Here is a 21,472-nt window from a genome sequence, read left to right as displayed (position 1 = left end):
AGGATGGCTGAATATACGCAAGCGCAAACCGGCGGAACACTCCAGCGGCCCGAAGGCCTGCGTGGGATCGCGGCCGATCTCTCTTCCGACCAGCGGGCGTTCAAGAACGTCTCGTGGGGGAAGGCCATGATGTGGATCTTCCTCCTCAGCGACACCTTCGTCTTCGGCTGCTTTCTGCTTGCCTATATGACTGCGCGCATGTCTACGCCTGTCGATTGGCCGAATCCCAGCGAGGTCTTCGCACTTCATATCGGTGGGCAGGAATTGCCGCTGATCCTGATCGCCATCATGACCTTCGTCCTCATCAGCAGTTCCGGCACGATGGCGATGGCTGTCAATTTTGGATATCGCCGCGAACGCGGCCGGACGGCTGCCCTGATGCTGTTGACAGCGGTTCTCGGCGCGACATTCGTCGGCATGCAGGCGTTCGAATGGACGAAACTGATCTCGGAAGGCGTGCGGCCCTGGGAAAATCCCTGGGGTGCGGCGCAATTCGGTTCGTCGTTCTTCATGATCACGGGATTCCACGGCACCCATGTCACTTTCGGCGTAATCTTCCTTCTGATCGTCGCCCGCAAGGTCTGGCGCGGTGATTTCGACACGGAGCGGCGGGGCTTTTTTACCAGCCGCAAGGGTGATTACGAGATCGTTGAGATCATGGGTCTCTACTGGCACTTCGTCGATCTCGTCTGGGTATTCATCTTCGCATTCTTCTATTTGTGGTGAGAACTGCCATGGCACATGCGCAAACGCATTCCGGACAACAACACCCCGTCAAGCTCTATCTCCTGGTCTGGGGGTTGCTCTTCGTCCTCAGCACCTTCTCGTACCTGGTCGACTATTTCGCCATCCAGGGCTATGCGCGGTGGTTCCTGATCCTGTTCTTCATGGTGCTGAAGGCAGGACTGATCGTCGCCGTCTTCATGCACATGGCCTGGGAGCGGCTGGCACTTGTCTATGCAATCCTGGTGCCGCCGGTTCTGGTGCTTGTTTTCGTCGCCATGATGGTCTCGGAATCGAACTATACGATCTTCACGCGGCTGACCTTCTCCAGTGTGGGCCTCTGATGCGATCACTTGTCGAACCTTAGAAGATCGAAGAATTGTTTGGCTTCGACATGTTTCCGTTCAATTCAACGGGTTGGTAGCCATGTTGCTTGGCAAAAAACGTAGTTAATTTTTACAGTTAAGCAGCTTTTAACATTTCCAATTCATTATCCATGCAAAGCCTATCAGATTGGCAGGGGGTCCGCTCTGCCGATGCAACTGGATTTTGGAGTGGATCATGAAAAGAAGCTTGGCCGGTATCTTTGCCGCATTGCTTGTCACATCAAATGCTTTCGCCGCCGATCTCGCTCCTATCGAGCCCGTGCCGGAAATGCCGCCGGAAGTCACGGTCACTGAATCGACCGGCTGGTATCTGCGCGGCGATGTCGGCTACGGCTTCACCGACATGCGCGGGGCCCGCTACTTCCAGGGAAGCAACGCCAATGAGGTCGATTTCGACAGCGCCGAGCTGCGCGACTCCTGGACGGTCGGCGGCGGCGTTGGTTACCAGATCAACAATTACTTCCGCACGGACCTCACGCTCGACTACCTGACCAAGGCTGATTTCCGCGGCTCAACGACCGGCCTGTGCGGCGCCCCGCTCGAGGCCTGTACGTCTCGCGACGTCTCCTCGCTCACGGCCTGGACACTGATGGCGAATGCCTATGTCGACCTCGGCACTTACGGCATCTTCACGCCTTATGTCGGCGGCGGTATCGGCGGTACCTATGTCAAATGGAAAAACCTTCGTAACGTCTCCTGCCAGGATGATGGCGGCGGCTGCGATGACGAAGTGATCCATGGCGGCCGCGGCAACTGGCGCTTCAGCTACGCGCTCATGGCCGGCGCCTCGATCGACGTCACTTGTAACGTCAAGGCGGATGTCGGCTATCGCTTCCTTCATGTCGATGGCGGCAGCATGTTCGGTTACGCGAGCAATGGTGGTCCTGGCCGGGACAAGGGCTTCAATGTTCATGAAGCTCGCGTCGGTGCCCGTTACCTCTTCGGTGGTTGCCAGCAGGCAAGCTATGAGCCGCCGCCGGAAATTCCGCTGCAGCCGTCGGTCTACAAGTGATCCGGAGTCTCAGCGACTGATCGAAAGCCGCCCGTCGGGGCGGCTTTTTCGTCATGGGTCGAGATCGAGTACGTTCGTAACTCGACTTCGAGGTGCGCCATTGTCTGCGCATCGAGTGCGCTTAGCAGGTGTTCAGGTCGAAGGCTGGGACTGCCGATATCTTGTCGCACATAGCATAGGACAGCCTTCTTCGGGTCGTTCTCTCCCTGTCGGCCCCGCATGGACGATGCGGGCTTGATCGCGCCTGCGTCAAAAAATCCTCCGGATGCGACACTTCCACGTTGACTATAATGCGCGTCATCTATATCCACGGCGGCGGGACACTCCTCCCCAACGAGGAGCTATCTATCTGGAAGGATAGCACATGGCGAAGACCGCAAAGCCGGACGTACGTCCGCAAAATACTCATTTCTCTTCTGGCCCCTGCTCGAAGCGCCCCGGTTGGACGCTCGATGCCCTGTCTGACGCGGCTCTCGGCCGTTCGCACCGCGCGAAAGTCGGCAAGGCAAAGCTGAAGCAAGCCATCGATCTTACCCGCGAAGTCCTGGAAGTGCCGGCGGATTACCGCATCGGCATCGTTCCGGCTTCCGATACCGGCGCCGTTGAAATGGCGCTCTGGTCGCTGCTCGGTGAGCGCGGCGTCGACATGCTCGCCTGGGAAAGCTTCGGCGCCGGCTGGGTCACCGATGTCGTCAAGCAACTGAAGCTCAAGGACGTCCGCAAGCTCGAAGCCGGTTACGGCGAGCTGCCAGACCTTGCCTCCGTCGATTTCGACCGCGACGTGGTCTTCACCTGGAACGGTACCACGTCGGGCGTTCGCGTTCCGAACGGTGATTTCATCCCGGCCGACCGTAAGGGGTTGACGATCTGCGACGCGACGTCTGCCGCTTTTGCGCAGAAACTCGATTTCGCCAAGCTCGATGTCGTCACCTTTTCCTGGCAGAAGGTTCTCGGCGGCGAGGGCGCCCATGGTGTCATTATCCTTTCGCCGCGCGCGGTTGAGCGCCTGCTGACCTATACGCCGGCCTGGCCGCTGCCGAAGATCTTCCGCATGACTTCCGGCGGCAAGCTCTCCGAAGGCATTTTTCAGGGCGAGACGATCAACACGCCTTCGATGCTCTGCGTCGAGGACTATCTCGATGCGCTTGTCTGGGCAAAGCAGCTCGGCGGCCTCAGGGCGCTGATGGCGCGTGCCGATGCGAATGCCAAGGTCATCGCCGATTTCGTTGTGGCCAACGACTGGATCGCCAACCTGGCGGTGAAGCCGGAGACTGCGTCGAACACGTCGGTCTGCCTGAAGATCGTCGACAAGGATGTTGCGGCACTCGACGCCGACGGCCAGGCGAATTTTGCCAAGGGCATCGTCTCGCTGCTCGAAAAGGAGGGTGTCGCCTACGACATCGGCCATTATCGCGACGCGCCGTCGGGCCTCCGTATCTGGGCAGGCGCCACGATCGAAACCGCCGACATGCAGAAGCTGATGCCCTGGCTCTCCTGGGCCTTCGAGACGCAGAAGGCGACGCTTTCCCAGGCTGCTGCCTGACGTGATCGCATCCGGCTCCGCTCACTGAGCGGGGCCTCGCATTCATTTATCATCGCTGAACACTTTTGAAGGAAGCCCCCAATGGCACCTCGCGTTCTCGTATCCGACGAATTGTCGGAAACCGCCGTCCAGATCTTCCGCGACCGCGGCGTCGAAGTCGATTTCCAGCCGCAACTCGGCAAGGACAAGGACAAGCTCGCCGAAATCATCGGCAACTATGACGGTCTTGCCATCCGCTCCGCCACAAAGGCGACGGAAAAGCTGATTGCAGCCGCGACCAACCTCAAGGTCATTGGGCGCGCCGGCATCGGTGTCGACAATGTCGATATCCCGGCTGCCTCGCGCCGCGGCATCATCGTCATGAACACGCCCTTCGGCAACTCCATCACGACCGCAGAACACGCAATCGCGCTGATGTTCGCCGTTGCCCGCCAACTGCCGCAGGCTGATGCCTCGACGCAGGCCGGCAAGTGGGAGAAGTCGAAGTTCATGGGTGTCGAAATCACCGGCAAGACGCTTGGCGTCATCGGTGCCGGCAACATTGGCTCGATCGTCTGTGCTCGCGCCATTGGCCTCAAGATGCACGTTCTCGCCTACGATCCGTTCCTGTCCAAGGAGCGCGCCGAGGAAATGGGCGTTGTCAAGGTCGAACTCGACGAACTGCTTGCCAAGGCTGACTTCATCACGCTGCATGTGCCGATGACGGACAAGACGCGCGGCATCCTCAACAGGGAAGCACTGGCGAAGACGAAGCCGGGTGTGCGCATCATCAACTGTGCCCGCGGTGGTCTCGTCGATGAGGCTGCGCTTGCAGACGCGATCAAGTCCGGCCATGTCGCCGGTGCTGCCTTCGATGTCTTCGAGGTCGAGCCCGCCAAAGAAAGCCCGCTCTTCGGTCTGCCCAACGTCGTCTGCACGCCGCATCTCGGTGCGTCGACCACGGAAGCGCAGGAAAACGTCGCCCTGCAGGTTGCCGAGCAGATGGCGGATTACCTGGTCAAGGGTGCCGTTTCCAACGCTATCAACATGCCGTCGATCACGGCTGAAGAAGCGCCAATCCTGAAGCCGTTCATCAGGCTCGCCGACGTTCTCGGCGCCTTCGTCGGCCAGGTCACAGAGGAGCCGATCAAGGAAATCGAGATCCTCTACGACGGCGCCACGGCCAACATGAATACGCGGGCGCTGACGAGCGCGCTGCTTGCCGGTCTGATCCGCACGCAAGTTGCCGACGTCAACATGGTTTCGGCCCCGATCATGATCAAGGAAAAGGGCATCGTGCTCTCCGAGGTCAAGCGCGACAAGACCGGCGTCTTCGACGGCTACATCAAGCTCACGGTGACGACCGAAAGCATGACGCGCTCGATCGCCGGTACCGTCTTCTCCGACGGCAAGCCGCGCTTCATCCAGATCAAGGGCATCAACCTCGATGCCGATGTCGGCAGCCACATGGTCTATATTGCCAACACCGACGTTCCTGGCATGATCGGCTTCATAGGCACGACGCTCGGGGAAGCCGGTGTGAACATCGCCAACTTCCAGCTCGGCCGCGACAAGCAGGGTGGTGATGCGATCGCGCTCCTTTATGTCGATGGTCCGATCGGCGACGACGTTCTCGCGAAGCTGACGGCGCACCGGGCTATCCGCCAGGCCAAGCCCTTGGTCTTCGCGGTCGATTAAGATTTCCTCCCAAGGAAGAATGCGAATGCCCGGCGCGGGGGACTGCGCCGGGCAAACCTTTCAATCAGATCGAAAAGTTGGCGCTGTTCGGAATCTGACCTTGTGGTGTCAGGTCATCGACGGCCTTCGGTAGATCCTTTGAAAGGCGTTTCAGGATTTCATCCTCACTCAAGCCCGTCTTTGCAGAAAGTTCTTCGAGAACGTCCGGGCCGAGCGCTTGAGAGAGCTGCCGGTCGTCGATCGGCTTGTTCGCGCCGGGCGATACCCATGAATCCGCCGTATCGCCATAGCCGTTCTTGGTGAACTGATCGAGTAGGCCGCCAAGGCCGCCACTCAGGACACCGCCGGCGGAGCCGCCCTTGACGAGGTCGCTAAGGCCACCGCCTGCAAGGCCGCCGAGAAGTCCGCCCAAGCTTCCTCCAGAAGGTTGCGAGGGCACCGCGCCGGGCTCCGTGCCGGCAGTTTGCGGCTGTGCGCCACCCTGCGTGAGTTCGCGGAGTGCTGCGGCGATTTTGTCGCGGTTCTGATAGCCGGCGACGGCGAGTATGCCCAGCAATGCCGTAAGATTTCTGCGATCCATGATATCCTCCCCATCGAGATTTGCCCGGGCGCCGCATTCGTCGAATACAGCCCGAATGCGGGAATGCGCGGACGGCAACATGGTTCCCGTGTCATGGAAAATTCATCACAAGCTATGGTTGGCTCGCTAGCGCACCGGACGTAGCAGCCGCAGCGCATTGAGTGTCACCAGCACTGTTGCGCCCGTGTCGGCGAGAATTGCGGGCCAGAGGCCGGTGAGGCCGATGACGGTCGTGACGAGGAAGACCGCCTTCAGGCCAAGCGCGATGGCGATATTTTCGAAGATGTTACGCATCGTCCGCTTGGAAAGCTCGATCATCGCGGCCACGTCGCCGACGCGGCCATGCAAGACCGCCGCATCCGCGGTCTCCAGCGCTACGTCCGTGCCGCCTCCCATGGCGATGCCGACATCTGCGGCCGCCAGGGCAGGGGCGTCGTTGATGCCGTCGCCGACTTTGGCGACAATGAAGCCTTCGCGCTTGAGTTCGCCGACAATACGCTGCTTGTCTCCGGGCATGAGTTCGGCTCGTATATCGATACCAAGCTGTTCACCGATCGCCTTTGCTGTGCGCTCGTTGTCGCCGGTCAGCATGATGATCCGGACACCGGCATCGGACAGCATCTTGAGGCCGGCTTTTGCGTCCCCGCGCGGCTCGTCGCGCATGGCGATGAAACCGGCGGCTTTGCCGTCGACGAGGAGAACCGATACGCTTTTGCCCTGTTCGTTCAATGCAGCGATGCGCTTGTCCTGTTCGGCCGTCAGGGCGCCCGTCTCGCGGGCGGCAGACGGAGAGAGAAGATCTAGTCTTTCACCGCCGACGCGGCCGGTCATGCCCTTGCCGGGAATGGCTTCCACCTCAAAGGCCGGCGGTACGGGCACCTTGTCGCTCTTTGCGCGATCGAGGATCGCCAGTGCGAGAGGGTGGCTGGAGTTTCTTTCCAGGACGGCCGTGCGCGAAAGCACTTGAGCCCCCGTCAATTCGAAAGGCACGATGTCGGTCACCCGCGGCTTACCTTCGGTAAGCGTACCGGTTTTATCGAGCGCGACCGCGGTGACCTTGCCGAGCGTTTCTAGCACGGCACCACCCTTCATCAGCAATCCGCGCCGCGCGCCTGCCGACAGCGAAGCGGCGATTGCAGCGGGCGTCGAGATCACCAGAGCGCAGGGGCAGCCGATCAGCAGGATTGCAAGCCCCTTGTAGATCCATTCGTCCCAGGTGCCATCAAAAAGGAGCGGCGGGATGATCGCGACCAATGCCGCGGCGGCGACGACGCCTGGCGTATAATAGCGCGAGAAGCGGTCGATGAAACGCTCGGTGGGCGCCTTCGATTCTTGCGCTTCCTCGACGAGTTTGATGACGCGGGCGATCGTGTTGTCGGCACTTGCAGCAGTTACCTTGATACGGAGCGCGCCATCACCGTTCACCGTTCCGGCAAAGACCGTGTCATCGGTACCTTTGCGCACCGGTACGCTTTCCCCCGTCACAGGCGCCTCGTCGATCGCGCTTTCGCCCGAGACGATGACGCCGTCAGCGGAAATCCGGTCGCCCGGGCGGACGAGGATGGTGGAGCCAACAGCGAGCGTTTCCGCCGGCACTTCGCGCGTTTGGCCGTTTTCCTCCAGCAAGGCGTTCTTCGGCACGAGCGCCGTCAGTGATTGAATGCTCGCCCGAGCACGTCCGGCGGCAACTCCTTCCAGCAACTCGCCGACCAGAAAGAGGAAGACGACGGCTGCGGCCTCCTCTCCGGCGTCGATGATAACGGCGCCGATGGCCGCGATCGTCATCAGCATCTCGATCGAAAACGGGGTTCCGGAAAGTGCCGCCGTGATCGCGCGGCGGGCGATCGGTACAAGACCGATCAGTACGGCGGCAACAAAGGCGTAGGAGGCGATCGCCGGCATGAGATGCCCGGCAACATAGGCCGCGGCAAGAGCCGCACCGGCTGCGATCGTCAGCCGCCCTTTCCTGCTTTGCCACCAGAGGCCGCCCATCTGCCCATGCTCGTAGCCATGCAGCCCCGTGATGTCCTTTTCAGAATGAGTATGCCCATGGTGATCACGATCGGTATGACCATGCTTATGGCCTTGCGCAGCGTGATCGTAATCCGGCGCCTTCGACGGCATCGCCAGGACAGAATAGCCGAGACCGGTCACCTTCTTCTCGATCGCTTTCAGATCACTGGTACCGTCATGGCTGATGGTCATCGTGCCGGCGGCCATGGAAACGGAAACGTCCTCGACGCCGGCAATGCGGCGGACTGCGGTGTCTATCTTCGCCGCGCAGGATGCGCAGTCCATGCCGCCAACTTTGTATTTCGCCCGAGCCGCTTCAGCCATTTCGGATTTCCTTGTTCTTCAGCAGCATTTTTCCTACATGCTCTAGCGACTAGAGGTGCAAGAGGAAAATCATGAAAAAGATCACGATCGGCGATGCAGCCCGCCAGAGCGGGGTGAAGGTTCCGACGATCCGCTACTATGAGAGCATCGGGCTGCTGGCGGCACCCAGCCGCAGCGAGGGCAACCAGCGCTCCTATGAACCTGCCGACATCCGCCGCCTTGCCTTCATCCGCCATGCCCGCGAACTCGGCTTCGAGGTCGGTTCCATCCGAACCTTGCTGGCGCTGCAGGATGATCCCGATCAATCCTGCGCTTCCGCCGATGCGATCGCCAAAGCGCGGCTCATCGAGGTCGAACAGCGTATTCGCAGCCTCATGGCATTGAAAGCCGAGCTGGAGATCATGGTCGAAGGCTGCGGCCACGGCCGTGTGGATCAGTGCCGGGTCATCGAAGTCCTTGCCGATCACGGCCAGTGCATGCATCCGCACCACTGAATTTAAACGGGGCAGATCATTTCTCATGGCGCAATGATCAAGGTCCATACGATCGCCGTCACTACTGGAATGGCAAGAACGTGGAGAAGTGGTGCTGGAGCCTTATCCGCCCTCAGTCCTTCGGGAGGTCGCCGTAGGCAGTCCTTGCAAGCAACTCGGTGACCTCACCATCGCTGGTCTGATTGAAATCGTCATAGTGAAGGCTGACCGCCTGGAGGTCTTCGGGCGCGGATAGACAGAAGACTTCGTCGACTTGCGCCCTCAGTTCCTCGATTACCATCCGCGGCGCAACCGGGACCGCAAGTGTGATATGGGCCGCACCCGCCTGCCGGAGCGCCTTCAATCCAGCCTTTACCGATGCGCCGGTGGCAATGCCGTCGTCGACGAGAATGACGCTCCGGTTCGCAAGATCAGTCGGTGGGCGATCACCGAGATAAACCTTGCGGCGCCTTTCTATCTCTTCGAGTTGGCGGGCTGCCTCTTTCTCGAAATAATCGAGGGACGCGCCGCAGTAGGCAAGGACGTCTTCGTTCATCACGCGTTGTGGATTTTTGCCGTCGACGACAGCGCCGATGGCATATTCCGGATAGCCAGGCGCCCCGATCTTGCGGACGAGGAGGATATCGAGCGGCGCGTGCAGGCAGCGCGCCAGTTCGAATGCCACAGGCACGCCGCCGCGCGGCAGACCGAGCACGACCGGGGCATCGTTTCGTGCGCCAATGGCCTCGGCAAGCCTTCTGCCCGCGTCGGCACGATCATAAAAGCGGAGAGCGCTCTGCATCATCACAATCCGAACGGATAGGTTTCGGGCACGCCTTGCGGGCGCACGGCGGCAAGCGGATTCACGGCTTTCGTTTCTTCGAACCAAAGGTAGCAGTCGAACTGTTCCGGAAGCACCGCTTCGAAATAGTGGCTGTAGAATTCGCTGTCGGGCCGGTAGACAACGCCGATGGCGCGTTCAAGTCGTCGTTCCGACAGTATCTCGCGCACTGCCCGATCGCGGGTTCCACGCAGGTCGGTCAGCGATCTTGGTATCGCGGTCTGCCGGAAAACACGCTCGTAGGAGTCCGGACGCGAAGGATTGATGGTCTTAATTTTTACCGGCTGATCCCAGTCGTCGGCGGCCGCCACAGTACCGCGGTCCGTCCCGAAGCCCACGAGGAGGACCTCCTCGCCATAGGCGATCCGGGCAAGCTCGCCGATGTTGAACTGGCCGTCCCAGCCCATGGCGGTGGCAGCCGCATTGCCGATGTGCGAATTGTGGGCCCATACGACAGCCTTTGCATCTGGCCGATACTCCATGAGCTTCTGGAGCGTTTCGAACATATGCTTGTCGCGCAGGTTCCAGGAATCGTTGCCGCTCCGGTACATCGCCCGATAATAGTGTTCGGCGGTTGCGACGATACGCGCATTTTGAGCTGCATCGAGAAAGTCCTCGCCGTCAGCGGCGGCATAATCGAGCTCGCGGGCGAGCAGTTCCTGCAACTGTGCGACGACGGCCGGTTCGCATTCCTCCTGAACGCCGGAAAGGATGGCATGGGCATAGCCCGCGGGCCGCTCCTGCCATGGCGTCAGGCAGGCATAGCGGCGGCGGGCTGCTATCGCCTCCTCGGGATCGATACGCTGGAGGTAATTGAGCACGGCTTTGAGCGAGCTATTCAGTGAGTAGATATCCAAGCCGCGGAATTCGACGCGCCGGTCCGGCGCGAGGCTCTCATTGTAGCTGCGCAGCCATGAGACGAACTGCTCGAACTCGGCGTTCCGCCACATCCAATCGGGAAAACGTATAAACGACTCTGCGTCGTAAGTTCGCACGTTGCGGTGGCGCACATGCCGGTCGATCCTTTCGGCGTCGGGCCAATCGGCTTCGACGGCGATAATGTTGAAACCGTGATTTTCGATAAGGTTTCGGGTGATTGCCGCGCGCGCCTGGTAGAACTCGGAGGTGCCGTGCGACGCCTCGCCGAGGAGGACGACCTTCGAGCTATCGATATATGGATCAAAGAACGCGCCGAATTCGATCATATGAGCGGGATGAGGCAGCGGTTCGCATGCATGGCGAATTGCGTGCGCGATGCCGTCCGCCTGGTTCGGTTTAAGTTCCAGGAGAGTCACAAGAGCCTCCTTTTCGAAATGTGTCGGTTATTTGTGTGTTGTTCGTAAGGGCGGTTCGACGCCTTCGTTGGCTCCGTGCCGTCTCACTAGAAACAAATTGCCGCAGGGATTGTTCCTGCGGCATCAAACGGTTTCCAATCGCCTGATCAACATTCTTCTGGCCCAAAGTCAGGCGATCTATGATGCTGATTTTATGTATTTTTCTTCTGTGACCAGCCTTCGACAAGGCAAACTCGATCGCAGCTTCTGGCCGGTATCGAGAGCGATGCCGGCATCTCGCCATCATCCGCGCAGTCGGCATCGGTCCGGGCTTCATTGCGCGAGGCCTGCCGAAGGTGTCGTCGAAACAAAAGAGTAGCTCAAGAGGCTCAAGTAGGAGGTTTCGGGAAAATCCAGAGCCATCTGCTTGGCAAGACATGCCACGAGCGCAAGCCGAAGAATTTGACACACGGCACGCCCTTAAAAGTTGCGCATCGCCGTCAACGGCTTAGATCTCGCATCGAAAGGCTCCGCGGCCTTGCTGCGCTGCAAGCGGTCGCATGAATTTTTGCCCTTTTCCATATTGCAATGCACCCTAAGTGCCGTTTCATGTCCGACCTTGTGAACGATATTCGCGGCCAAGGCATCTGGCTGCCTGATTGGGTGGCAAGCATTTGCACCTTCGCTATCCTAGTGGCGTTCTCGCTTTTCTTCCATCGCGTGGCTTTCCGGCTTCTGACACGCCTCGTCGCCTCACACGATCTCTTCTGGCGGTCGCTCGTCTCCCGGCTCGAGGGCATGGCGCGGCTAGCAATCCTGGCTGCCGCGCTGGGCTTTGCCGCCACGATTTCACCGCTCACGGAATATCAGGCCTCGACGTTGCGCCACGTGTTGCTGATCGCCTTCATCATCCTCGTTGCTTGGATGGCGAAGACTGCCAAGCATATCTGGATGACGGTCTATCTGCGGCGCTTCAAGCTGGACGCCGAGGACAATCTGCTCGCGCGCAAGCATGTCACGCAGTCGCGGATCATCGAGCGGATCGCAGACATGATCATCGTCGTCGTGACGATTTCCGCCTGCATGATGACGTTCGACGCAGTCAAGCAATATGGCGTGAGCCTTCTCGCATCAGCCGGCGTTGCCGGCATCGTCGTCGGTCTGGCTTTGCAGCCGGTCCTGAAAAATCTCTTCGCCGGCATTCAGCTTGCAATCACGCAGCCGATCCGCATCGACGATGCGCTTCTGGTCGAGGGCGAATGGGGCAATGTCGAGGAGATCACCTCGACTTACGTCGTCGTGAAGATATGGGACTGGCGCCGCCTCGTCCTGCCGCTCAGCTATTTTATCGAGAACCCGTTCCAGAACTGGACGCGCGAGAGCGCATCGTTGATCGGTACGGTCATGATCTATCTTGACTACAGCGTGCCGGTTTCCGCGATCCGCGCCAAGGCCGAGGAGATACTGGCTGGCTCCAAGCTCTGGGATCGGAGGGTGGTCAACGTCGCCGTCACCGATTTCAGGGAGAGCGTCATGGAAATCCGCATCCTCGCCTCAGCCTCGAATTCCGCGCGAACCTTCGATCTGCGCTGCGAAATCCGCGAAAAGCTGATCGATTTCATCCAACGCGAATATCCGCAGGCCTTGCCGCAGCTCAGAGCGATGCTGGAGAGCCGGGAGGAGAGGGGGCGCAGGGCGGCAGCAGAATAGCGCGGCTGGCTGCAAATCCCCGCCTCTTGCGCGAAGCCGCAATCCTTTCTATATCCACGGCCACGAAAGCCCGGCGAACGAGCATGCCGGAAGGCGTGAATTCCGCCGCATTTGCAGGGCAAACGGCGGGGCGAAACAAGCACTGAACTGGCAGCACCCGTGAACACACTGGATTTTGACAAGAAGCCGGAAGATACGCGCGTTGTCGTCGCGATGTCGGGCGGCGTCGACAGTTCCGTCGTTGCCGGCATCTTGAAGCGCCAGGGCTACGATGTGCTCGGTATCACGCTGCAGCTTTACGACCATGGCGCGGCCGTTCACCGGGCCGGCTCGTGCTGTGCCGGGCAGGACATCGACGATGCGCGGCGTGTCTGCGAAACGCTCGGCATTCCGCATTACGTGCTCGATTACGAGAAGCGCTTCCGCGACACCGTCATCAATCCCTTCATGGAAAGCTATGTCGCCGGCGAAACGCCGATCCCTTGCGTGTCCTGCAATCAGACCGTCAAGTTCGCCGATCTTCTGGCAACCGCCAAGGAACTCGGCGCCGATGCGTTGGCGACCGGCCATTACATCCGTTCGCGCCCGAATCCGGCATCTGGCAACCCCAGCCGCCGCGCGCTTTACCGCCCGGCCGATGCCGATCGTGACCAGAGCTATTTCCTGTTTGCGACCACGCAGGAACAGATCGACTATTTACGCTTCCCGCTCGGCGGGTTGCCGAAGGCCGAGACGCGCAGGCTTGCCGAGGAGATGGGGCTCGTCGTTGCCAAGAAGGCCGACAGCCAGGACATCTGTTTCGTGCCGCAGGGCAAATATTCCGATATCATCACCAAGCTGAAGCCGAACTCGGCGCTGGCGGGCGAGATCGTGCATCTCGACGGCCGCGTCCTCGGCAGCCATGACGGAATCCTTCATTATACGATCGGCCAGCGCCGCGGAATCGGCGTTGCCACCGGCGAGCCGCTCTATGTTGTCTTTCTCGATGCGCGCTCCCGCCGTGTTATTGTCGGTCCCAAGGAAGCGCTGGAGACACACCGCGTCTATCTTCGCGACGTCAACTGGCTCGGCGACGAACCGCTTTCCGAAGCTGCGTCGGAGGAAGGTTTTGCCTGCTACGCGAAGGTTCGCTCTACCCGGGCGCCGGCACCGGCCGCTCTCCGTGCCGATGCGCACGGCATCTATGTCGACCTGACCGTCGGCGAAGCCGGCGTAGCACCTGGTCAGGCCTGCGCGCTTTATTCGGCGCCGGGCGATGACGCCCGCGTCTTCGGCGGCGGCTTTGTCGAGCGTTCAGAGCGCGAGCCGGCGGCCGAAGCCTCGCTGAACGCCCTGCTTTCCGGACCCGTCGCCGCCTGAACCGGACGCGAAACGGCGTGCAACAAGGCTCGCCGTTTTCTTGATGTCACCTGCTTGACACCAAGCCGGACCGCACCTTATAAGCCGCTCATCCCACGAGCCGCCGCTTCGCGAACGGCATCGTTGACCAGTGGCGGAGTAGCTCAGTAGGTCAGAGCAGAGGAATCATAATCCTTGTGTCGGGGGTTCAAATCCCTCCTCCGCTACCAGTCAACTCTTTGTCCATACCGGAGACATCGGTAACAAAACGTACCTAACACATGGGTGACAACCTCGTGCCGAACGGGTTGTCGATGGTTTGCAAAGTCCTCTGCTCCAGGTCGATTGTAGCCCGCCGCGAATTTCCGGAATTTTGACACGGGTTTCCGGAATTTTTTGAAAACCACTTTAAGGCCTCTTCAAACTAACTCCGTCGAGCGAACTTATATCCGCAAGCTCGCCCAACTCCATCAGCCAGCGCGAAGGCTCATAGACCAGCCCGTCCATGAGCAATCAACAAGCCATACCTGTTGACCGTTTCACAGGATTGACCGTCTATGCTCTACCGACATCCGCCGCCACCCCGAAAGTGACCGGGTCGACAGGACCTCGATCGACAAGATGTATTTGGGTGTCATCGGACGCGTAGTTATTCGAAATTAAGCGCGAGCTGAATTTAAAAGAAACTCAGCGATCTGCACACGGAACTCTTCGCCTAGAGCTTCGTTTGCTCCACACGTGTATCGGATGCGTTGCATCCCTAGACAGCGAGCGAGGAGCAAAATGTTGATACGTCTCATAGCCGCTACCGCCGTCCCCCTTCTGCTGACTGTCCCGGCATTCGCGGACTGCAGTCAAGAACTCGCAAAACTCGAGCAAGCTGTAGTTTCCGCGGAAACGGGTGCAAGCGCCAACAAGTCCGGTGTGCCCGTTACGAAGCACCAGGAAGACGTTACGGCCGGCAAACAGAAGCAGGGCGTTGGAACTGAAACAACAGGCTCAACCGGTACCCAGACGAAAGCGATTTCGCCCCATCAGGAGCAGGTAACCGGGAAACGGACTGGTGAAAGTGCCGGCAAGCCAAGCCAGATCATGGCGGATGCCCGCAAAATGGCCCAGGCCGGTGATGAGCAGGGCTGCATGAAGAAGTTGGCGGAAATCAAAGGTCTCATTGGCGAACAGTGAGGACCTTGTCTGGCAATGACCTGCTAAAACGCCTTTCCGACCGCCGCACCGGTCGATCGAATGATCCGATGTAGCCGGACGCGAATTTCCGGAATTTTGACACCAGGTTCCGGAATTTCTGAGACTACTCGAACCCCGGTAAGGCTGGTTCAAAGCCGCTTCATCTTAGCTGTTGCCATGACGTAACACCCTGGGGTCGACGGCATTCCTCCTCGGGTATAACCGGCTCGGTACGACACCGCACTGGAACGCTTTGACGCACTGATCGTTGACCTAACGTCGCGCGACGAGGGCTCGTTAATCACCTTACGGGATGGCGTCCGCCCCTCGTTCGCCCACCGAGTCGCGCGAGCCAAGCGCCGTAGTTGGATCAGCTACGGCACATGATGCGACGGGCTCGTCTCGAACCCTTCCCTCAGACGAGCCCAGTCGTCCCGCCTGAACGGTACCGCTTTGCTCTTCATCCGACGTTCAGGATCGATTTTCGAAACTGAGCCATCAAATACGCATTAACCTGGCATCAGGAAATAGGGTCCGAAAGCTTGGAACAGCTACTCGCGAGTATTGCCGAGGAACAGAGGTAGACCTGAAAAATGCCAATACGCCTGCAGTATTACGCCAGACGCGACGGGGATGGCAGCTGGTCGATTGTCCATACGCAAACGCACAAGGTCGCAGTCATTGCTGAAACTCTGCCGCTTAAACGCCTTGATGAAGCGACTGCCATGGAGGTTATCGATGCCCTGAGTGAGAGGTATTCGGCGTCTGAAGCACCTGGAACCTCTCCTGAAAGGGACGCGGAGATCGGACTTAGCCGTTTTAGCTAGTTTGCTCTCTTTTGAAGGTCTGTCATTGGCGCGTGGCAGGATGGAGGTTAGCTCCCTGTCACCCTGTCGCGCGGTGCGGAAGGGCTCGCGTTGTTCCGATGCGCGCGGGCCCGCATCGTACTCATTAGGGCAGCTCCCCATCAAACGATTTCCAGGTAGTGTGCTGAAGGTTCTGCAAATTCACTGAGAGAGGCGGTCATGGCAGGCTGGTGATGTTCAACGTCACCTGATTCCCTGGAAGGAAACGCCACCATGACCAAGACTGAAGGTAAGACAGCGAGCGCCGCCGTCAAAGACATTTTGCTTTCGAACCCCGATGGGCTGCGCGAGGTGATCCGCACCGTGATGCAGGAGGTATTGGAAGCGGAGATGGACGAGGCGCTGGGAGCTGCGAAAGGCGAGCGCACGCCGGAGCGGCTCGGCTACCGCTCGGGCCACTATGGCCGCACGCTGATCACGCGGGTGGGCAAGCTCGAGCTGCGGGTGCCGCAGGATCGCTCGGGGCACTTCTCCACCGAATTGTTCGAACGCTATCAGCGCTCCGAGCGGGCGCTGGTGGCAACCTTGGCGGAGATGTATGTGCAAGGAGTGTCGACGCGGAAGGTCAAGGCGATCACCGAGGAGCTGTGCGGCCATGCCTTCTCGGCGTCGTCGATCTCGGCGATCAACAAGCGGCTGGACGAGAGCCTGAAGGCCTTTGCCGAGCGCCCGCTTCAAGAGCCGTTTGCCTACCTGATCCTCGATGCCCGTTATGAGAAGGTGCGCGAGGCCGGTGTGGTGATGAGCCAGGCGGTGTTGATCGCTGTCGGCATCGACTGGGACGGGCGGCGGCAGATCCTGTCGGTCGAGATGGCCGGCCGTGAAAGCCGTTCCGCCTGGAAGGACTTCCTCGTCAGGCTGAAAGGGCGCGGTTTGAAGGGCGTCGAACTGGTGGTCTCCGACGACCATGCCGGTCTCGTCGCGGCAATTGGCGAGGTGATCCCGGAAGCTGCCTGGCAGCGCTGTTACGTGCATTTCCTCAGGAACGCCCTCGATCATCTGCCGCGCAAGCATGGCGACGATTGCCTGCAGGAGCTTCGATGGCTTTATGATCGCCGCGATCTCGACGAGGCGAAGGCCGATCTCGCCGCCTGGCTGGGAAAATGGTCGGTCCGCTATCCGCGCCTGACCTCCTGGGTCGAGGAAACCATCGAGCAGACGCTGACCTTCTTTCGTCTGCCGCGCCAGCATCACAAGCACCTCAAGAGCACCAACATGCTGGAACGCCTCAACGAGGAAATCCGCCGCAGAACCTACGTCGTGCGCATCTTTCCCAATACCGAGAGCTGCCTACGCCTCGTCCGCGCGCTCGCCGTCGAAACCCACGAAAACTGGATGGAGGCCAATCGCTACATCAACATGGACGATCTGCGAGAGCACAAGAAACTCGCACTCCGTCAAGCCGCATGACCAGCACTCATGACCGCCCAATTTTGCAGAACTTGACGCACACAACCGATTTCCAGATTCGGCTTAGAGCGATAAGGCCGGGGTTAACACGTTACCAAGCCAGGGAGCGCGGCCGGAATATAAGGCCGCGTCGCGCCGCACTTATCCCGTGCAGCGGAGGAACTATATCCCATCGGTAGCGTTTTATCCGCACCCTGAAAATCCTGGGAGGATAACATGAAAAAACTGGTCATCTCTGCCGTATCGCTGTTTCTGTCGATCGGGGGCGCGGCGATCGCGCAAACAGCGACGGTCACCGTTCCCGGCGAGGTCAGAACCTATGTTCTTGAGCAGAAATCGCCATCGGTCAAATTCGAAGGTGAGGTTGCGGTCGGTACGACGCTTCCTGATACGGTCGAGATCCACACGATCCCTGATCAGCCGGATTACGGTTATGTGGTCGTCAACGAAAAGCGCGTGCTCGTCAATCCGAAGACCCGCGCGGTGATCGAGGTCGTCGAGTAACTTGAAAGCACTGCGGGCCCGCCCCCGGGCCCGCTATTCCTCCCCATCAGAGCATCGTCGTGATAGAGAGGCCGACGTGAATATACGACCGCAGTATTACGCCAGACGCGACGGGGATGGCAGCTGGTCGATTGTCGATACGCAGACGCACAAGGTCGCTGTCATTGCTGAAACCATGCCGCTCAAACGCCTTGATGAAGCCACCGCTTTGGGGATTATCGATGAACTGAGAAGGCGGCATTCGGCTTCCAGAGAATTCAGCGCCTCCGCCGAAGGCACGAACGACGGCCTAAGTCATTTTAACTAATTTGCTCTGTTTTGATCGTCTGTCATTCTGGTAGTGCGTGGCGGAGGCAAACCCTTCCCTTGTGTCACGCGCTGCGAAAAGGCTCGCGTTGAACGGTAGCTCAGCGCGAGCCTTTCCTTATTCAGGCGCGAGTACGTTTATTCAGCTTTCGCGCCTCTTTGCCTTGGAGCTTTGCTCTTTCCAATACAACGAGTATGCCTATGCGCTACACCGATTCAGAGGACCGTTTTGTGCGAAATCGCACCCACACCTTAAGGCTGGTTTGCCTTCAGATCGTCTCACCTAACTTATGACGAGCCGCCACTTTGTGCGGCGACCATCATCACTTTCCTCTGCCCCGCCGATCGCAGCAGCGGGGCATTTTTTGTTGGTCGTTCGCGAACCCCAGGCCCCGATAGGAACATTCCACCTTCTCGAATGTTCGGCAAAATGGATCGTGCAGCCAATTTCTCCTGACCGTGCTTTAGCCTCACGTCGCTGTGCGGTCCGCCTCGAATTTCGTATGATATCGTGCGGAAACTATCCTCCACATCATTCGTTCATGTTCTGAACGTCTCCCGACGTTCCTGTTCGTCGTCAATTAGCCCCGATCCGTCGGGGCTCTTTGTAGCGAAGGAGCGGACGTGATCATTCAAGTACGCGCTCCCTACTATGCGAGACGTGACCCGGACTCCACTTGGTCGATAGTTGACATGAGGACCGGGCAGATCGTTGTCATCGCGGAAACCGTACCCCTCACAATCAAACATCTCGAAGAGGACACCATCATGGAGATTTTAGATGCTCTGTGCGCGAGGGATTTGACCTCTGGTTGGGCAACCAGCCCCTTGCGGGACAGGGGATTGAGATGATCCCTGCTTGTGTGTCGGGCTTCAATTCACCAATTTGTCCAGAATCGTACTAATACCTTTGGGCTAGTTTTATCGGCAGATGATCTCACCCATTCTATAAAAGCCGCACACCCCTATGAGCGGTATTCGTCATTTTTCCCCTTTGCCCCGCCGATCGACAGCGGGGCGATTTTTTTGAAATGGTCTGTCGAACGACTGGAATTTTCGGAAAAGCATTTCTGGCCAGCTGTATAGGGCGACGGCGAGCCCGGTCCTTGTCCATCTGTGATCGGCTTTTTATGACGCAATTCCGGTTGCCGACACAAATGGCTTCAGGCGGGTGTCAATGAAGATTCTGCACAGACACCAGCGGAACATTTCATGAGACGATCTGTTAGCACCGCACAACAATGGAGGATCTCATGTCTACTGCGCAAGACAATCTCGTCGCTTGGCTCCGTGACGCTCACGCGATGGAAAAGCAGGCCGAAACGATGCTGAAGGCACAATACGAGCGCATCAAAAACTATCCGGATCTGAAGGCACGCATCGGTCAGCATCTCGAAGAAACCAGGCAGCAGGCAAAATCACTGGAGACTTGCCTGAACCAAATAGGTGGCGGGTCCTCGACCATCAAGGACATGGCCGGAAAGATAACCGCCTTCGGGCAGGGCCTCAGCGGCCTGTTTGTGAGCGATGAGATCGTCAAAGGATCGCTGGCGAGCTACACGTTCGAGCATTTTGAGATTGCCAGCTACAGGATTCTCATTGCCGCCGCAGAGTTTGCCGGCGACCGGCAAACGAAGGCGGTCTGCGAAGGCATCCTGAAAGAAGAGATCGCCATGGCAAAGTGGCTGGAAGACAATCTTTCCGGTGTAACCGAGGCTTTTCTTACGCGCGCCGAAGCCGACATCACGGCAAAGCGGTAAGTCCTAGTGCTTCAAAGCTGCTTCACTTCGGGTGTTGCCATGACGATAACTATCCGAGGCCGCCGTCGCATTGATGATCGCATCCTGATCTTGTGCGCTTACGCCAATTAGCCGACGGTATTCCGCCTCGGGTATACCGTAAATGCCGCCGGCGCGTGCTTTAAGGCCGGCCCGGTCGGTGATGGTGCAAATAGATCGCTCGGATCGTATCAGATGCTCACCTTCCAGAATGTGCAACGCCGTTGTGACACCGGCCCTGCGGGTGCCCAGCATCAAGGACAGGAACTCGTGGGTCAGTGACAGCCTCGGGCTGCCGACCCGATCGTGACACATCAGCAGCCAGCGAGCCAGCCGCTGAACAATTGTCGTCCTCCCGTTTGCGAGCGCCGTGCAGGCAACCTGCAAATGTACGGTGTGCAAATACCGGACGAGGAGGTCTTGAAGAGCCTGGTTGTCCGCGATCAAGGACCGCATCTGGTCAACGGGTATGCGTCGAGCGGTGGTGGCCATCTGGACGAATATCTCATGGGGAGATTGATTGACTCCCGAGAGCACGGTAATTCCAACCATTCCCTCCTTTCCGATAATGCCGGTTTCGATCTTCAAACCGCCCGGGGCATGGGCCACAATTGAGGTGACGCCTGATTCCGGAAAATAAACGTAGTCGTTTGGAGTGTTGGGGGCCTGCAGCTGGTAATGGACATCGAGCTCGACGCGCTCCGATGCGTCCAGAACGGCCCAGGCCGTTTCTTCATCCATCGCTGCGATGAGGGTATTGCGCGTTGCGTTTCGGTCGGGCATCTTGCTCCTCCCTTATGGGCAAGAGCAGATTATCTCCCAAGCGGCCTGCACCCTTAATCGTTTGACCGATGGTGGATGATACGCCCTTAAACGGGCTATAGCAAATGCCGCGCAGATTTGCTCACGCTGCGCAAGCGACCGAACTGTCAACCGGTCTCGGCCGGCAACGCAGATTCAGCCGATACTAATCTACCGGCCGCTTGTACTGCTCGATCCGCATAAGCGGCCGACGGCCTCGGCGAGAGCTTTAGACGAATGCTCGCCACCGAGCGCTAGACTAATAGCGGTCGTCATCGCCACACGGCCACTCTCTATCGGAACATGATGACATTTGCACCATTGGTGAACCACCGTGGTAACCATGTCGATTCGGCTGTCATCGAGGGGAAGTAATTCTTGAAGGGACATCTTGTGCTCCTCCATGTGGCAATAGAAACGATCATCTCGGCTGTTAACGGGCCGTACGAGCAGTGTACCCCGGACACAGACAATGAGAAACCGCGATTGACAACAAATGAATAAAGACACAGTGAACCAAGTCGCTGGAAGTGGACTCCATGCGAAAGACCCATGCACCCACCGAAATATCAGCCGACTGGTGGAATGACTGACGTTCCGACGACTGGGAACATTTCAACCGCTTCAGACGTTCGGCCGAGTGGATCGTGCGGCCTAATTCTCCTGTGACCGTGCTTCCGCCCTTGCACGTGGCTGTACGGTCCACCTCAATTCTCGACGCATCGGTG

General features: G+C 59.0%; 19 protein-coding genes and 1 tRNA gene. 15 read left to right on the top strand and 5 right to left on the bottom strand.

What is annotated here, in order from left to right:
- Positions 1 to 3: 3 nt before the first annotated feature.
- The 5 genes from RGR602_RS16690 to serA all read left to right on the top strand — a co-directional run bounded on the left by RGR602_RS16690 (position 4) and on the right by serA (position 5,341).
- Complete coding sequence (locus RGR602_RS16690; RefSeq protein ID WP_039846011.1) at positions 4 to 726, top strand: heme-copper oxidase subunit III family protein; 723 nt, start codon at positions 4 to 6, stop codon at positions 724 to 726.
- A gap of 8 nt (positions 727 to 734) precedes the next feature.
- A complete protein-coding gene (locus RGR602_RS16685; protein WP_039846010.1) occupies positions 735 to 1,067 on the top strand; it encodes a cytochrome C oxidase subunit IV family protein in 333 nt (110 codons plus the stop codon).
- Positions 1,068 to 1,284: 217 nt separating this feature from the next.
- Positions 1,285 to 2,121 carry an outer membrane protein gene (locus RGR602_RS16680; protein ID WP_039846009.1) on the top strand — a complete coding sequence of 279 codons (837 nt, stop codon included), beginning with the start codon at positions 1,285 to 1,287 and terminating at the stop codon, positions 2,119 to 2,121.
- A gap of 364 nt (positions 2,122 to 2,485) precedes the next feature.
- Positions 2,486 to 3,664 (top strand): phosphoserine transaminase, encoded by a 1,179-nt coding sequence (locus RGR602_RS16675; RefSeq protein ID WP_039846008.1) that lies wholly within the window; start codon positions 2,486 to 2,488, stop codon positions 3,662 to 3,664.
- A gap of 81 nt (positions 3,665 to 3,745) precedes the next feature.
- Positions 3,746 to 5,341: a phosphoglycerate dehydrogenase gene (serA, locus tag RGR602_RS16670; protein ID WP_039846007.1), complete on the top strand. Its 1,596-nt coding sequence runs from the start codon at positions 3,746 to 3,748 to the stop codon at positions 5,339 to 5,341.
- Between the two features lie 64 nt (positions 5,342 to 5,405).
- On the opposite strand, the gene RGR602_RS16665 is transcribed toward serA, so the two are convergent.
- Both RGR602_RS16665 and RGR602_RS16660 read right to left on the bottom strand, forming a co-directional pair.
- On the bottom strand, positions 5,406 to 5,921 hold the full coding sequence (locus tag RGR602_RS16665; protein WP_039846975.1) for a YidB family protein: 516 nt from the start codon (positions 5,919 to 5,921) through the stop codon (positions 5,406 to 5,408).
- 126 nt (positions 5,922 to 6,047) lie between these two features.
- Positions 6,048 to 8,258, bottom strand: coding sequence for a heavy metal translocating P-type ATPase (locus RGR602_RS16660; protein ID WP_039846006.1), 2,211 nt, complete (start codon positions 8,256 to 8,258; stop codon positions 6,048 to 6,050).
- A 71-nt stretch (positions 8,259 to 8,329) separates the two neighbouring features.
- Between RGR602_RS16660 and RGR602_RS16655 the strand changes: the two genes are divergently transcribed.
- Positions 8,330 to 8,752: a MerR family transcriptional regulator gene (locus RGR602_RS16655; protein ID WP_039846005.1), complete on the top strand. Its 423-nt coding sequence runs from the start codon at positions 8,330 to 8,332 to the stop codon at positions 8,750 to 8,752.
- A gap of 112 nt (positions 8,753 to 8,864) precedes the next feature.
- On the opposite strand, the gene RGR602_RS16650 is transcribed toward RGR602_RS16655, so the two are convergent.
- Positions 8,865 to 9,533: a phosphoribosyltransferase gene (locus RGR602_RS16650; RefSeq protein ID WP_318299807.1), complete on the bottom strand. Its 669-nt coding sequence runs from the start codon at positions 9,531 to 9,533 to the stop codon at positions 8,865 to 8,867.
- 2 nt (positions 9,534 to 9,535) lie between these two features.
- The gene (locus tag RGR602_RS16645; RefSeq protein ID WP_323808230.1) at positions 9,536 to 10,867 is read right to left on the bottom strand and encodes an erythromycin esterase family protein; all 1,332 of its coding nucleotides are present in this window, start codon (positions 10,865 to 10,867) and stop codon (positions 9,536 to 9,538) included.
- A gap of 97 nt (positions 10,868 to 10,964) precedes the next feature.
- Here RGR602_RS16645 and RGR602_RS16640 point away from each other — a divergent pair, with 97 nt between their 5' ends.
- The 9 genes from RGR602_RS16640 to RGR602_RS16595 all read left to right on the top strand — a co-directional run bounded on the left by RGR602_RS16640 (position 10,965) and on the right by RGR602_RS16595 (position 19,925).
- Positions 10,965 to 11,225 carry a hypothetical protein gene (locus tag RGR602_RS16640; protein ID WP_170250156.1) on the top strand — a complete coding sequence of 87 codons (261 nt, stop codon included), beginning with the start codon at positions 10,965 to 10,967 and terminating at the stop codon, positions 11,223 to 11,225.
- Between the two features lie 230 nt (positions 11,226 to 11,455).
- Positions 11,456 to 12,556, top strand: coding sequence for a mechanosensitive ion channel family protein (locus tag RGR602_RS16635; RefSeq protein ID WP_052451608.1), 1,101 nt, complete (start codon positions 11,456 to 11,458; stop codon positions 12,554 to 12,556).
- A 159-nt stretch (positions 12,557 to 12,715) separates the two neighbouring features.
- Positions 12,716 to 13,915: a tRNA 2-thiouridine(34) synthase MnmA gene (gene mnmA / locus RGR602_RS16630; RefSeq protein WP_039846002.1), complete on the top strand. Its 1,200-nt coding sequence runs from the start codon at positions 12,716 to 12,718 to the stop codon at positions 13,913 to 13,915.
- A gap of 132 nt (positions 13,916 to 14,047) precedes the next feature.
- Positions 14,048 to 14,124 (top strand) — tRNA-Met (locus tag RGR602_RS16625).
- Between the two features lie 553 nt (positions 14,125 to 14,677).
- Positions 14,678 to 15,079 (top strand): hypothetical protein, encoded by a 402-nt coding sequence (locus RGR602_RS16620; protein WP_039846001.1) that lies wholly within the window; start codon positions 14,678 to 14,680, stop codon positions 15,077 to 15,079.
- A gap of 1,079 nt (positions 15,080 to 16,158) precedes the next feature.
- A complete protein-coding gene (locus RGR602_RS16610) occupies positions 16,159 to 17,355 on the top strand; it encodes an IS256-like element ISRm5 family transposase (protein ID WP_039845999.1) in 1,197 nt (398 codons plus the stop codon).
- Between the two features lie 216 nt (positions 17,356 to 17,571).
- On the top strand, positions 17,572 to 17,859 hold the full coding sequence (locus RGR602_RS16605; RefSeq protein ID WP_039845998.1) for a DUF1236 domain-containing protein: 288 nt from the start codon (positions 17,572 to 17,574) through the stop codon (positions 17,857 to 17,859).
- A 1-nt stretch (position 17,860) separates the two neighbouring features.
- Positions 17,861 to 18,166, top strand: coding sequence for a hypothetical protein (locus RGR602_RS37285; RefSeq protein WP_203226173.1), 306 nt, complete (start codon positions 17,861 to 17,863; stop codon positions 18,164 to 18,166).
- A gap of 1,252 nt (positions 18,167 to 19,418) precedes the next feature.
- Entirely contained in the window at positions 19,419 to 19,925 is a 507-nt protein-coding gene (locus tag RGR602_RS16595) for a ferritin-like domain-containing protein (RefSeq protein WP_039846973.1), read from the top strand.
- A gap of 3 nt (positions 19,926 to 19,928) precedes the next feature.
- Here RGR602_RS16595 and RGR602_RS16590 read toward each other — a convergent pair whose 3' ends face one another.
- The gene (locus RGR602_RS16590) at positions 19,929 to 20,726 is read right to left on the bottom strand and encodes a Crp/Fnr family transcriptional regulator (RefSeq protein WP_052451607.1); all 798 of its coding nucleotides are present in this window, start codon (positions 20,724 to 20,726) and stop codon (positions 19,929 to 19,931) included.
- Positions 20,727 to 21,472 lie beyond the last annotated feature (746 nt).

The organism is Rhizobium gallicum bv. gallicum R602sp, assembly GCF_000816845.1.
In the GTDB taxonomy this organism is placed as follows: Bacteria; Pseudomonadota; Alphaproteobacteria; order Rhizobiales; family Rhizobiaceae; genus Rhizobium; species Rhizobium gallicum.
This window is presented reverse-complemented; position numbering and strand designations above follow the sequence as displayed.

What these genes read in the sequence shown, in the direction of transcription:
- RGR602_RS16665 (WP_039846975.1), bottom strand. Translation starts at nt 5,921, where the DNA reads ATGGATCGCAGAAATCTTACGGCATTGCTGGGCATACTCGCCGTCGCC.
- RGR602_RS16655 (WP_039846005.1), top strand. Translation starts at nt 8,330, where the DNA reads ATGAAAAAGATCACGATCGGCGATGCAGCCCGCCAGAGCGGGGTGAAG.
- RGR602_RS16635 (WP_052451608.1), top strand. Translation starts at nt 11,456, where the DNA reads ATGTCCGACCTTGTGAACGATATTCGCGGCCAAGGCATCTGGCTGCCT.
- RGR602_RS16590 (WP_052451607.1), bottom strand. Translation starts at nt 20,726, where the DNA reads ATGCCCGACCGAAACGCAACGCGCAATACCCTCATCGCAGCGATGGAT.
- RGR602_RS16690 (WP_039846011.1), top strand. Translation starts at nt 4, where the DNA reads ATGGCTGAATATACGCAAGCGCAAACCGGCGGAACACTCCAGCGGCCC.
- RGR602_RS16620 (WP_039846001.1), top strand. Translation starts at nt 14,678, where the DNA reads ATGTTGATACGTCTCATAGCCGCTACCGCCGTCCCCCTTCTGCTGACT.
- RGR602_RS16605 (WP_039845998.1), top strand. Translation starts at nt 17,572, where the DNA reads ATGAAAAAACTGGTCATCTCTGCCGTATCGCTGTTTCTGTCGATCGGG.
- RGR602_RS16660 (WP_039846006.1), bottom strand. Translation starts at nt 8,258, where the DNA reads ATGGCTGAAGCGGCTCGGGCGAAATACAAAGTTGGCGGCATGGACTGC.
- RGR602_RS16675 (WP_039846008.1), top strand. Translation starts at nt 2,486, where the DNA reads ATGGCGAAGACCGCAAAGCCGGACGTACGTCCGCAAAATACTCATTTC.
- serA (WP_039846007.1), top strand. Translation starts at nt 3,746, where the DNA reads ATGGCACCTCGCGTTCTCGTATCCGACGAATTGTCGGAAACCGCCGTC.
- RGR602_RS16650 (WP_318299807.1), bottom strand. Translation starts at nt 9,533, where the DNA reads ATGCAGAGCGCTCTCCGCTTTTATGATCGTGCCGACGCGGGCAGAAGG.
- RGR602_RS16610 (WP_039845999.1), top strand. Translation starts at nt 16,159, where the DNA reads ATGACCAAGACTGAAGGTAAGACAGCGAGCGCCGCCGTCAAAGACATT.
- RGR602_RS16680 (WP_039846009.1), top strand. Translation starts at nt 1,285, where the DNA reads ATGAAAAGAAGCTTGGCCGGTATCTTTGCCGCATTGCTTGTCACATCA.
- RGR602_RS16595 (WP_039846973.1), top strand. Translation starts at nt 19,419, where the DNA reads ATGTCTACTGCGCAAGACAATCTCGTCGCTTGGCTCCGTGACGCTCAC.
- RGR602_RS16685 (WP_039846010.1), top strand. Translation starts at nt 735, where the DNA reads ATGGCACATGCGCAAACGCATTCCGGACAACAACACCCCGTCAAGCTC.